This window comes from Desulfuromusa kysingii (genome assembly GCF_900107645.1).
Lineage (GTDB): Bacteria > Desulfobacterota > Desulfuromonadia > Desulfuromonadales > Geopsychrobacteraceae > Desulfuromusa > Desulfuromusa kysingii.
This window is the reverse complement of sequence record NZ_FNQN01000001.1, coordinates 442,183-454,464: the sequence shown is the minus strand read 5'-3', so window position 1 is coordinate 454,464 and position 12,282 is coordinate 442,183. Positions and strand designations below refer to the sequence as shown.

Sequence of the window (12,282 nt, the reverse complement as noted above, 5' to 3'; positions counted from 1 at the left end):
TGATATCTCTGCGGTTATGAGCGCCACGTTGTCCTACTCGTGATCTAGGACTTCTCTGATTTTTTGGGTCAACTGATGTGCGGTGAAAGGTTTCTGTAGTAAATCTTCCCCTTTTCTTCGATGTTGAGTCAGGTTGTCCTGGCTATAGCCCGACATAAACAGTGTCTTCAACTCATGTCGTTTTTCTTCAAGCTGAGCGCTGAGCTCGACCCCACTCATTTCAGGCATGACAATATCGGTCAACAAAAGGTGCACCGGTGGATTAAATTTTTCGACCACCCGGATCGCCTCCCTTGGCCCTTGCGCAGAGAGGACAACGTATCCAGCTTCTGTCAACATTGCGACAGTGATATCGAGAAGTGCCGCCTCATCCTCTACCACCAGAATCGTTTCAGTGCCACGCACCAAGATGCTGTTCTCTATTGATTGCGGTCGTTGTGCCGCTTTTGAGGTCCGCGGGAAAAGGAGACTAAACAACGATCCCTGACCTAAAGTACTTTCAACAGTGATGCAACCGTTGTTCTGCTTAACTAAGCCAAACACCATCGACAGACCTAAGCCGGTCCCTCTATGGAGTTCTTTCGTGGTAAAAAACGGCTCAAAAATCTTTTCAAGCGCCTCTGGGGACATACCACAACCATTATCGTTGATTTTCAATTCCACATATTCGCCAGGATGACTTTCTGGATGCCGTAGACAATAGGCTTCATCAAGACAACAGCTGGAGGTAGAGATTGAAATGGTACCCGACCCGGCAATCGCATCCCGGGCATTGACAACCAAATTTGTCAAAATTTGTCCCAAATGGCCTGAATCGATCGAGACAAACAACGGCTCCTCACCAGGTCGCCAGAGGAGATCAATATGCTCACCAATCACCCGTTTCAACATCTGCAGCACAGTCGTCACTTCATCATTTATATTGACAACCTGTGGATTACTGGGTTGTTTGCGGGCAAAACCAAGTAATTGCTGGGTCAGTTCAGCAGAACGATTGGCCGCGACCTGAATCTCGAGCAGACGTTTATACTGAGGATCATTGGATGATGTTTTCATAAAAGCGATCTCGACCTGACCGAGGATAATCGCCAGCATGTTATTAAAATCGTGCGCTATCCCCCCGGCTAACTGTCCAACTGCTTCCATTTTCTGCGATTGTCGATACAGCTCTTCTGTCCGCAGTTGCTCGGTGATATCCCGCTTTGTAGCCACAAAGTTGACAATTGTTCCAACTTCATCAACTATCGGGGAAATACTTACGGCTTCCACGAACCGGCTGCCATCTTTCTTTTTATTAACAAACTGCCCTTTCCAGGTATATCCCCGGGTAATTGTCGCCCACAGTTCTATATAAACGGCAGCGTCCTGTTCACCGCTATTAAGCAATCTGGGGTTCTTGCCGAGAACCTCGGCGCGGGAATATCCTGTGACCGCAGTAAATGCAGAGTTCACATATTCGATAATTCCATCAGTGTCAGTAATAACAATGGTTTCTCCCGTTTGCTCAACCGCCGCGGCCAGCCGTCGCAAGCGGTCTTCCGCCTTGTGTAGAGTACGCAGATCGATATCAACACAGAATAACTCTTTCGCCCCGGTGTCGGTTTGATGAAAAATATACGAAGAATAAACTGGAACATCATTGCCATCTCTGTCACAAAGGACTAATTTTTGCGATGGGATAGCCGCACCACGCATTCTCCAACTGTCAACGGCAGCGACGATCTCCTCCTGTAATTTTTCAGGGATAATGAGATCCTCCATCTTACAGCCTAATGCCTCTTCCCTGCTAAATCCGTAGACCTCTGTAGAAGCGGTATTCCAGTAAATAACTTTGCGCTGAGAGTCATAACCACGGATCGGGATGTGTTCAAGACTGTCAAGCAGGGAACGGAACTTTGCTTCACTCTCCCGCAACAACTCTTCAGCTTTTTTTCGAGCGGTGATATCCCGACCTAGAACAACCAAAGCCTTGCGACGACCATCCGGATAAAACAGTGGATGTTTAATGACCTCATAGGTTTTTTCGCCGCAATCGGGCGTCGAAATGATTTCTTCAACAATAGAAATACCATCAGCCGTCCAAGCCTTTTCATCCGTTGCGGCACAATTCATAAAGGTCGCAGAAAAAAAAGAGCTGTACGGTGCCAGATCGACGTCCGTTTTGCCTTGATAATCGACTCCTTCAAGGTGAAACAATTTCAGATCAGCTTCGTTGGCGAGCAACCAACGTCCTGCTCCATCTTTAAAGCAGATAATGTCAGGCGAGGCATTCAACAGCGTTCGTTGCCATTCTTCCACCATCGCCAGTTTTTTCTCTGCAGCCTTCTTCTCAGTAATATCGAGAATGAGCTCAACCATTCCAGTCATTGTCCCTTGAGCGTCATAGACCCCGGTGACAGAGAGATCACCCCAGAGGACGTCCCCAGACTTACACAAGTAGCGTTTTTCCATCCGATATGAAGTTCGTGTCCCCTCCTCAAGTTCGCAATCAAAGAGGGTTTGCCGGGGTAAATCGTCAGGATGAGTTATCGCTTTAACATTCATCGACAAGAGCTCTTCAACCGAATAACCGATCATTTCGCTCCAATGCTTGTTGACATGCTGATATTGTCCCTCAGCACCGACTTTCATCATCCCGACAACTTGATTGTCAAAAAAGACTTTAAATAGTTCCTCTTGCTGCTTTTGCATAGAGTTTCCTCAAGAGACCTGCTCTAAACCATCCTCGTTGCAACGGTAAAAATAATCCATTCTTACCGCTCAACATAAATAGCATTCAATGAACAATCAATAAGCTACCGCTATTCCCAACAAAGATCCACGATAAAACATCGACAACAGTCGCATCTCAGCACCAGGACCACTACCTTCTTGGATTTTTTTAAGAAATAGTTTTGACATTAGGTTGTAATCCTCACATTATGTATCTCTATACTGACCGACAAGCCCAATAGAGGGGCAATCATAAAGAAGGATAATGTTCTATGCTCAGAGGAAAAGAGGAGCTGTTTAAAAAAACGATAAAGCTCTTTATCATTATATTTCCCTGCCTTTCCCTCATCTTGGGAGGAATGCTGTTCTCCTTCTATTATTCGAGCGTCCACGACAGCGAAATGAGTTTGCTGGAAAAAGAACAATATTACATTAATCACGAGCGTGATCTATCCCGAGAACATTTCTCAACAGTGGTTTCGGACCTGTTATTTCTGGCTGATCAAGGCAGCTCAAACAATTGTTATGCGCCTTCCTCAACAAAAGATCTTGATTACCTTAAACGAGGAATACTCGCTTTTTCCGCCCAGAAAAAAAGGTATGACCAGATTCGTTATATTGATGCCCAGGGCAATGAGATTCTTCGCGTCAACTACAACAACGGCAACCCGGTTCTGATTAATCCAGAAAAACTGCAGAACAAACTGAGCCGTTATTACTTTGCCGAGTCATTCAAGCTGGCAAAAAATGAGGTGTATATTTCGCCGTTTGACTTAAATGTCGAATATGGTGCGATTGAGGTCCCCTATAAACCCATGTTGCGTTTCGGCACACCGGTTTTCGATGATTCAGGGACCAAAGAGGGAATTGTACTCCTCAATTATCTTGGTGAAGATTACTTAAAGCTGATCAAGTCGATGTCTTTAATCGCCTACGGTGACATCATGCTGTTGAATCAAGATGGCTACTTTCTGTCACATCCCGACTCAGAGCGGGAATGGGGCTTTATGATCAACCCGAATGACAAACAATGCTTTTTGCCACAGCATCTGGACCTATGGCAAAAGATGCAGACATCCTCGTCTGGACAGATCAAAACCGACGATGGTGTCTATACTTTTACCAAACTCAGCCCACTGAACGCAGCGGTTGGAGCAGCAACGACTTTCTCAGAACGGATGGCCGCATCTGAAAGAATGGAGACTGACACTGAATATTTCTGGATTTTGATGTCTTTCATTCCCGCAGAAAAATTAGCAGCGATAAAATCGCCATTGCTCTGGCAAATTCTCTGGCTGGGGGGAGGAGTTTTGATCATCATTATGGTTGGCAGTTGGTTCCTTGCTCAATCAATGACGCGAAGAAAGTTTTACCAGGAAAAACTATTTGCGATGGCCCACTACGACTTACTGACCGGATTACCAAATCGGGCTCTGCTGTTTGAGCATTTGCAGCAAGTGCTGTATCGCTGTCAACGTTATCAGCGTAAAGCTGCGGTGATGTATATGGACCTAGACGGCTTTAAAGCTGTCAACGATACCCTCGGGCACGACGCAGGAGATGATCTGCTTGTGGCTGTCGGTGAACGGATTAAAGCCAAATGTCGTGCTTCTGATACTGTGGCCCGCTTGGGTGGGGATGAGTTCGCAGTGTTACTTCCTGAGATTCAAGACATCTCCGGCGTTCAATTGCTGGCGGAGAAAATCCTTAAAACCTTTCAGGATCCTTTTATTCTTAAAAAGTCGGAAGCTCATATCGGTGTGAGTATTGGAATCAGTATCTATCCCGAAAATGGAACCAGCCTAGAAGGATTACTCGATGCTGCTGACAAAGCCATGTACAGCTCTAAAAACAAAGGGAAAAACACCTTAACGTTTGCGGTCGATTAATTCTGTTTATGCTGCGATGGGGATACAGCTAAAGGGTTGACGGTTGCTTCATCTGACCAACCCTTAGCTTTGCATGAATTCAACATATTTATGATCTTCAATCAAAATATGATTCGTCCACCATTTCTTTAAAAAATCCAGAAGGGCAGTCAGTTCTTCTTTTTCATTACAGTCTGAAGTTAAATTCCAGGATTTTATTTTTTCGACCATCTCCCCATGTAGCTGAATATGGCTATCCAACTGATGATAGTTAATGTTCTGCAACATTTTTTCTTCTGTTTTTAAGTGGACATCGGTATATCGCCATAGCTCGTCAATAATGGTCTTTACATTATATTGACCCTCATCTCCATGGGTGCCGTTATAAAGGTTATTTATAATTTTAATCAAATATTTATGCTGATTGTCGAGTACCGTGTTTTCCACGCTGTATTTTTCAGTCCAGATAATAAATTCTGCTTTTTCATTCTCTTTGTTATTTAAACCCATGGCGATTGCTTTCTGTGATGAGATTGTTTGAAAAAATCAGATTATTATGACCATATAACGACCACAGTACTAGGAGAAAGTCGTGTTGTTGTTTCAATTAGCAACTGACGGTTTCCGGACCAGAGCAAACGCTAAATTCCGCTCAGATCCAAATCACACACTGGTTCTAAAAGATAACTGTTTTATCAGGATATCGGCCCCCGCAAATAAATCAATCAAAAATCATCCCAACCATCCAGGACTGAAGATTGATTGTAAGCCGATACAGTCGATTCGAAAAAATTACTTTTAACATCGCCTTCGCCTTCGGTATCAGCCAGTTTTTCCAAATGTTTATAGGGGTTTTTGTCAAATCCTTCATAGAGTTTTCCGCCGAACCCGAGTTTATTCCAGCGTTCATTTGCCAACCACTTGGTGTACATTTCTGTCGTCGCTTCACTGACTCCGAGGATCCCATCTCCAATGATATGGTTGGTCCAGGAAATCTCCTGATCGACGGCAAAACGGAACATCTCTTCGACCTCTGCAACAGAGAAATAATCGGCTTCCAGTTCGCGGATTTCTCGCACGATAAATTCAAACATCACACAATGGGTCAGTTCATCACGATTGATATAACGGATGATCTCCGAAGTTCCCAACATCAGGTTCCGGCTGGCCAGGTTGTAAAAGAAGTTAAAACCATTGTAAAAATACAACCCTTCCAGCAAATAATTGGCAATCAGAACTTTCGCAAACTTTTTTTCCGCTGGGTCATCGATAAAGTCTTGGTAAATCTGGGCAATATATTTATTCCGCTCAAATAAAACCTTATCGGTGCGCCATTTGTCATAGATGGAATTACGCCTGTCAGTCGGGATGATCGATTCGACAACATACTGATAACTCTGACTATGAATCGCTTCCTGATACTGCTGAATTGCTAGCAACAAATTGACTTCTGGAGCGGTGATATAATCGTTGATATTCGACAGGTTATTGGTCTGGATACTATCGAGGAAAATCAAAAAAGAGAGGATTCCATCGTACGCCTGCCGCTCTTCCACCGTCAGATGTTTATAAGGTTCAATATCGCTGGAAAGATCCGTTTTCTCAGGAATCCAAAAGTTAGCCATCATATTGCGATAAAGCTTATTCGCCCACTGATAACGGACATTATTCAGGTTGAAAATATTTGTACTATTGCCGCCGATAATCCGTCTGCTTTCAAGAGAGTCGTCCCCTTCAGGATTAAATAGCCTTTTTGGTTCCATGATTTTTCCTCCCTGTTACAATTTTCTCTTTCAACCAAATACTATCCGGCGCAGGAGAGACATTCATCCTTAACCGAAGCGATATTGCTATTTTTCTGGATACTGCGGGTATAATAAATCGCTTTACACCCTTTTTTCCAGGCATCCATGTGAGTTTCATATATATCCTTAGCGGTGATGTTTTTATTCAGGTTGAACAATAGCTCCATCGAGATTCCAGTATCCACGTATTTTTGCAATCGCGCCACGAGGTCAACAATAATTTTTTGATCAATATGCTTTGATTCCTGATAGTGCCAGAGCTTCTCCTTAATGTACGGTGGCACAATCGGGACATTACCATTGCTGTTATTATCGATATAAAACTTGCTAAAGATGGGCAAGATACTCGCGGTACAACCTTGAACAATCGAACTGCTGGTATTAGGTGCAATTGCGGTAATATGGCTGTTACGGATGCCATACTTGGCAATCCGGTCGAACAATGTGTCCCAATCCAGAGTTGCATGCTCCGCAAACCAACTGCGGTCACGGCTAAGGATTAACCCCTGCGACCAGTCACTCCCCGCAAACAGCGGATAACCACCCCGCTCCTCTGCCAGTTTACAGCTTGCCGACGTACAATGATAGGCGAACTCTTCTGCAAGTTTATCCACTGCATCAGTGGCCCCGATATAAGGGATATCACGACGCGCCAGATAATCAGCCAACCCCATCAAGCCGACGCCGATAGTCCGTAACAGCTCATTGTGTCGCTGCCCTTCGGCGACTGGGACATCAGTGATATCGATACAGTTATCGAGGATGCGCACAGCCGTTTCACAGACGCTTGAAAACTCATCATCTTCAAGATTGGCCAGATTAAGAGAAACTAGATTACAAGTATGTACCAACCCCGGCTCCACATCCCGGTGAATGCTGCCATTCTCAAACCGCTGTGGTCCAATTCTGGTCGGCTTAACCACCGAGAAGGATTCGACACAGAGGTTTGTGCAGGGAATGATGCCGATATGTTTGTTTGGATTGGCCCGATTGATGGTATCTTTAAAAGAGATATAAGGCATACCACTCTCAATCTGTACCTTCATGATCTGCTTGTAAAGATCCTTAGCATTGACCTTCTCAAACAGCTCGATATGACCCTCATCGACCTCGGTGTAAAGATGATCCAGCGCTGTCTCAAACTCTTCACCCCACAAATCAGCCAATTCATATTGGTATTTGCTGCGAATTTCATGGGGATCAAACAGGTACCAGTCTTCGCTATGTTCGACCGCACGCATAAACCGATCAGAAACCACAACCTGTGGGAACACATCATAAGCCTTGCGCCGTTGATCACCATTTTCGGTTTGTAACTCAAGGAAATCTTCCATATCCAGGTGCCAGCTATCCAAAGCGACAGTGACCGCTCCAGCCCGTTTCCCACCTTGATTAAAATACAGGGCGATATCGTTAACAACGCGAATATTTGGCACGACGCCACCAGCCCGACCGAGAGAGTTGCGGATTCGCGCCCCCTGTGAACGAATGCGACTGATGCTGACACCAACACCACCGCCACCAGAACTGATCTGACCGACCTGCTCAAAAGTATGAAAAATACTGTTGGTATCATCGTCAAAGGCGGTGATAAAGCAACTGGACAGATTGCCGTTCGGTTTACGCAGGTTGATTAGGATCGGCGTTGCCAGAGAAATTTTACGTCTGGCCAACATACTGTAGGTATCGCGCACCCGCTGCAGGCGGATTTCTTGCGGCTGATTCTGTTCAATCAACAATGCAATCGTCAACAACGCTTCCTGAGGCATCTCGATGACCTGATTTTCATATTCGAGCATATAACGTTTGATCAGTAGGCTGATCCCGGCAAAATCGTAGTCATAGTCGTAATCCTGCTGTAAAAACTGTCCGGCTTTATGGAGATCTTTGTCTGCATACTTCTCCAGCAGCACAGGAGTATAGATCCCCTTAGCAACAAAATCTTTCACCGTCTGACAATAACTGGGGTAGCGGTATTCGTAAGGAATCCCCCGGGCCATGTGGACCCGTTTGTAAAAATCAACCAGCTTCAAACGGGCTGCCAGGATCCGCCAATCCGGCTCCTCAATAGAGGTTAGCCGTAACGATGTCTCGATGACGGTTTCATGGATTTCCCCCGTGGTCATATTATTGCGAAAATGAATCTCCAGGTTTGATTCCAACTCAATCGGATTGATATCCAGCCCCTCTGCAGCCCATTGAATAACCTTGCGAATTTTTGCTATGTCCAGTGCAGCGGATTCCCCATCCCGCTTGATAACACGGTAACGTTTGGCCATATGACAACTTCCTCTCCCGACGATTATGGTTGTAAATAATAAATGAGTGAAAAAACACTACATGTTGAGTCATAAGTTTTGAAGTATACATCATCTTGAGAATAATATAAGACCATAACAGTAATATTTTTCTTATAATTTGCTGATCAATCCATGTTGATGAGCGACGGTGACTGTACTGTTTTTTACAACCATGATAACTTACCTTTTTTTATCGTAGCCTTTCGCATTGATATTATTTCTCAACCCAAATCGTCGAGATCATAAATTATGCTTCACAAAAATCACCTCATCATCAGTCTCCTGCTTGCCTGTTGTTGCATTTTTCTGGCTAGCAGCAGTTTTGCAACCCCAGAGACCACCGTGCCAACAAAGCCATCAGAGGAGCAGATTCTCACTCTAGGTCAGGCCACCATTCTTGGCATCGTCGAAGGGTTGACAGAATACCTGCCGGTCAGCTCCACCGGACATCTGCTGCTGGCTCAACGGATTATGGGAATTGGTGAGAATGATTCGGCAACAGACGCACAGCTGGCGGCAATCAAAGAAGCGACAGACGCCTATACGATCTGCATCCAAATCGGTGCTATTATCGCCGTTTTGGGATTATATTTCCGCCGGGTAAAACAGATGGTCCGCGGGTTGCTGGGCAAAGATATCGAAGGGCGCAAACTTTTTATTAATATTATTGCCGGTTTTCTCCCTGCTGCTGTGATCGGGCTACTTTTCAATAAACTCATTAAATCTTATCTTTTTGGCACCTGGCCGGTGGTTATTGCCTGGTTTGTTGGTGGGTTAGCCATCCTTGCAGTGAGTCGTTGGAACCAGAAAAGAGGCGGCCGGCAGACCGAAAGTGGTCGGTCTATCATCGAGTTAACCTGGCAGATGGCTCTGATTATCGGCTTCATCCAATGTATTGCTATGTGGCCCGGCGTCAGTCGAAGTCTGGTCACTATTGTCGGTGGTCTACTGGTAGGACTATCCCTCTCTGCCGCTGTAGAGTTTAGCTTTTTACTCGGTTTGATCACCCTCAGTGCCGCCACCTGCTATGATGCCCTTAAACATGGTCAAATCATGCTGCAAACCTTTGACGTTCTATCCTTGACTGTCGGCGTCATCTTCGCTTTCCTTGCCGCAATTCTTTCCGTCAAATGGATGGTCAGTTACCTTAACCGACATGGCCTCGCCATTTTTGGGTATTACCGGGTCGTGTTGGCACTGGTCACCGGACTGTTATTGACGACAGGAACATTATAGCATCCGTTCGAAGGATATTTTTAGCCACATAGCCGGGATAGAACTGCTGAATGGCGAATCAACGGTCGAAAAAATCTCAACTTTTTCTCAAGCCAACATCATCTGGAGATCAATATGAAAATCATGTTTCTTCACGGCCTGGAATCCGGGCCCCATGGACATAAGTATCAAGCACTTAAAGCGATGTTCGGTGACATTCTGGCTCCCGATTGTCGCGGGATCAAAGATGAAACAGAACGGTTAAAAATCATCACCGAAGTTATCAATCACGAAACCGGTCCGTTCCTTGTCGTTGGATCAAGCATGGGAGGCTTGATGGCGTTACGACTCCAAAATGCCCACCCGGATCAGGTCGCTGGGCTGGTTCTCTGTGCCCCCGCTATTCATCGACCGACAAGCGCGGACCTGAATCTGGACAACTTACCCCCGACCATTGTTATCCATGGAATCGAGGATGATGTGGTCCCCATAGAAGCGAGTCACCCCTTTGGTGAGCGGTTAAGGACAGTCAATGACGATCACCGTCTCAGCAACAGTATTGAAGAGATTCTCTGTGCAGTTGCTGAGATCAGACGCACCGTTAACGAACAGAAATGACAGCTGCACCCCGCATATATGGTATCCGCTTTTAAACCACAATTATTCTATATTTACATCGACAACATTGCCACCGATACGATCCAGACCTCTTTCATCGGCAACATCATCGAAAGCTGGGGTTCTGAAACATCGCTAAAAACCCCTCCCACCATTCACATCATTTCCGTCTTGGCCTTTCATCAGCGGCGCAAATCTACAAAAAAGTTACAAATTTGTAATATCTCGGAAACCTTACCGCAAGAATAACGTTGTATAATATTAGTGAACTAAAGGGAATGGACAAGGCTTCCAAACTCAAAAGTTGAAGAGCCCTGATTCATCACCTTTCAACCCGCACAAATTTTTCATCAAGACAGCTCTCAAGGAGGGCGAATGCTATGCTCAACAAAGAAACCGGTAAAGAAATAACCAAACATGGCCTGTCAATTGGTATCGAGAGGTCTGGAATTCACATTTTTCTCTCACTTCGAGTGGTCGGAAAACTGACTCATGCCGACTACGAGACGATCACACCAATGATTGACGCGGCGTTAAGTGAAGTCAAAGAACCCAAAGTGAAAGCTATCGTTGATATCAGTGACATGGATGGATGGGAAGCAAGAGCAGCATGGGATGATTTCAAAATAGGCTTAAAGCATAAAAATGACTTCGGGAAAATAGCCATATACGGCAATAAACACTGGCAAGAAATGGCCGCCAAAATTGGTTCATGGTTTATTTCTGGTGAAATCAAATATTTTGGCAATGAAACAGATGCGTTGAGCTGGCTGATGGAGAATTAATGTCTCCCCTCAATACGCCAAACAATTGCTATGAAACTTATCCAGATTGATTCGGGACTCGTTGGATAACGTTTAAATCACAGGGTGATGGGCATGAGATAACGTGAAATGGCTACTTATTTTTTCAACCATTGTCGTGGTCATATTGGTCATCGCTTTGTGGTTATTGCAACCGATGACAATCAATCTGGCCTACTATCTCTGGTGGCGGACAACAGCAGCAGCGACAGAAGGGAATATCGTTTCAAGAGAGGCCAATATTCACTACGTCACCTATGGTTCCGGGTTGCCGATCCTGCTCCTTCATGGAGGATTGAGTCATCGGCTCATCTGGTTTTCTCAGGTTCCATGGCTGGTGAATTCTGGCCGCCAGGTCATCTTACTGGATACTCGGGGGCATGGTGAGTCCGAGTTGGGTGACTCGGAACTGAGTTATCGATTATTGGCTGCTGACACCATTCAGGTTCTCAATCAACTTGGCATTCAGAAAACGGACATCATCGGCTGGAGCGATGGAGCCAACACCGCAATGTTACTGGCTCTTGACTGGCCGCAACGCGTCCAAAGAATCATTGCGGTCAGCGGCAACTCAGATCCTTCCGGACTCACCCTCGCCGCCCAGGTTGATGGTCAAGTCAGGAGTAGCGGGTTGACCCACTGGTTTTACCGCTGGTGGACCGGCGCGGGCGATCGCCTTGATCAACTTGAAACCCGGATTAGAAAATTATGGCAGACTTCTCCGCAATTGAAATCGGTAGATTTGCGTAAAATCGACACACCAGTCCTTGTTATTGTTGGGGAACATGACCTGATTACACTTGATCATGCAGAACAAATGGCCCGTAGTTTACCAAAGGGACAACTCTCTATCATCCCGGATGGTGGCCACATGACCATCTTTACCCGTGCCCCTGAGGTTAACCGATTGATTGGCAATTTTCTGGACATCTCGACATACCAGCATAAATAACCGTAGTTA

9 protein-coding genes are annotated in these 12,282 nt (G+C 45.4%); 5 read left to right on the top strand and 4 right to left on the bottom strand.

Features of this window, described 5'->3' with window-relative positions; all coding sequences use genetic code 11:
* Nucleotides 1-33: 33 nt before the first annotated feature.
* On the bottom strand, nucleotides 34-2,691 hold the full coding sequence (locus tag BLU87_RS02105) for a hybrid sensor histidine kinase/response regulator (RefSeq protein ID WP_092344277.1): 2,658 nt from the start codon (nucleotides 2,689-2,691) through the stop codon (nucleotides 34-36).
* Nucleotides 2,692-2,984: 293 nt separating this feature from the next.
* Between BLU87_RS02105 and BLU87_RS02100 the strand changes: the two genes are divergently transcribed.
* On the top strand, nucleotides 2,985-4,601 hold the full coding sequence (locus tag BLU87_RS02100) for a GGDEF domain-containing protein (RefSeq protein WP_092344276.1): 1,617 nt from the start codon (nucleotides 2,985-2,987) through the stop codon (nucleotides 4,599-4,601).
* A gap of 63 nt (nucleotides 4,602-4,664) precedes the next feature.
* Here BLU87_RS02100 and BLU87_RS02095 read toward each other — a convergent pair whose 3' ends face one another.
* The 3 genes from BLU87_RS02095 to BLU87_RS02085 form a co-directional block, all read right to left on the bottom strand.
* Complete coding sequence (locus BLU87_RS02095) at nucleotides 4,665-5,090, bottom strand: bacteriohemerythrin (RefSeq protein ID WP_092344275.1); 426 nt, start codon at nucleotides 5,088-5,090, stop codon at nucleotides 4,665-4,667.
* Between the two features lie 215 nt (nucleotides 5,091-5,305).
* A complete protein-coding gene (locus BLU87_RS02090) occupies nucleotides 5,306-6,343 on the bottom strand; it encodes a ribonucleotide-diphosphate reductase subunit beta (protein WP_092344274.1) in 1,038 nt (345 codons plus the stop codon).
* 41 nt (nucleotides 6,344-6,384) lie between these two features.
* Nucleotides 6,385-8,664, bottom strand: a complete 2,280-nt coding sequence (locus BLU87_RS02085) for a ribonucleoside-diphosphate reductase subunit alpha (RefSeq protein WP_092344273.1) — start codon at nucleotides 8,662-8,664, stop codon at nucleotides 6,385-6,387.
* A gap of 270 nt (nucleotides 8,665-8,934) precedes the next feature.
* On the opposite strand from BLU87_RS02085, the gene BLU87_RS02080 reads away from it, so the two are divergent.
* The 4 genes from BLU87_RS02080 (at nucleotide 8,935) to BLU87_RS02060 (ending at nucleotide 12,273) form a co-directional block, all read left to right on the top strand.
* Entirely contained in the window at nucleotides 8,935-9,921 is a 987-nt protein-coding gene (locus BLU87_RS02080) for an undecaprenyl-diphosphate phosphatase (RefSeq protein WP_092344272.1), read from the top strand.
* 114 nt (nucleotides 9,922-10,035) lie between these two features.
* Nucleotides 10,036-10,518, top strand: coding sequence for an alpha/beta hydrolase (locus BLU87_RS02075; RefSeq protein WP_092344271.1), 483 nt, complete (start codon nucleotides 10,036-10,038; stop codon nucleotides 10,516-10,518).
* 380 nt (nucleotides 10,519-10,898) lie between these two features.
* Entirely contained in the window at nucleotides 10,899-11,303 is a 405-nt protein-coding gene (locus tag BLU87_RS02065; RefSeq protein ID WP_092344269.1) for a SpoIIAA family protein, read from the top strand.
* Between the two features lie 103 nt (nucleotides 11,304-11,406).
* Nucleotides 11,407-12,273 (top strand): alpha/beta fold hydrolase, encoded by an 867-nt coding sequence (locus BLU87_RS02060; RefSeq protein ID WP_092344268.1) that lies wholly within the window; start codon nucleotides 11,407-11,409, stop codon nucleotides 12,271-12,273.
* Nucleotides 12,274-12,282: the final 9 nt, after the last annotated feature.

Bases quoted from the DNA above. Each gene is read 5' to 3' on its own strand.
- BLU87_RS02105 (WP_092344277.1), bottom strand. From the start codon at position 2,691: ATGCAAAAGCAGCAAGAGGAACTATTTAAAGTCTTTTTTGACAATCAA.
- BLU87_RS02100 (WP_092344276.1), top strand. From the start codon at position 2,985: ATGCTCAGAGGAAAAGAGGAGCTGTTTAAAAAAACGATAAAGCTCTTT.
- BLU87_RS02095 (WP_092344275.1), bottom strand. From the start codon at position 5,090: ATGGGTTTAAATAACAAAGAGAATGAAAAAGCAGAATTTATTATCTGG.
- BLU87_RS02090 (WP_092344274.1), bottom strand. From the start codon at position 6,343: ATGGAACCAAAAAGGCTATTTAATCCTGAAGGGGACGACTCTCTTGAA.
- BLU87_RS02085 (WP_092344273.1), bottom strand. From the start codon at position 8,664: ATGGCCAAACGTTACCGTGTTATCAAGCGGGATGGGGAATCCGCTGCA.
- BLU87_RS02080 (WP_092344272.1), top strand. From the start codon at position 8,935: ATGCTTCACAAAAATCACCTCATCATCAGTCTCCTGCTTGCCTGTTGT.
- BLU87_RS02075 (WP_092344271.1), top strand. From the start codon at position 10,036: ATGAAAATCATGTTTCTTCACGGCCTGGAATCCGGGCCCCATGGACAT.
- BLU87_RS02065 (WP_092344269.1), top strand. From the start codon at position 10,899: ATGCTCAACAAAGAAACCGGTAAAGAAATAACCAAACATGGCCTGTCA.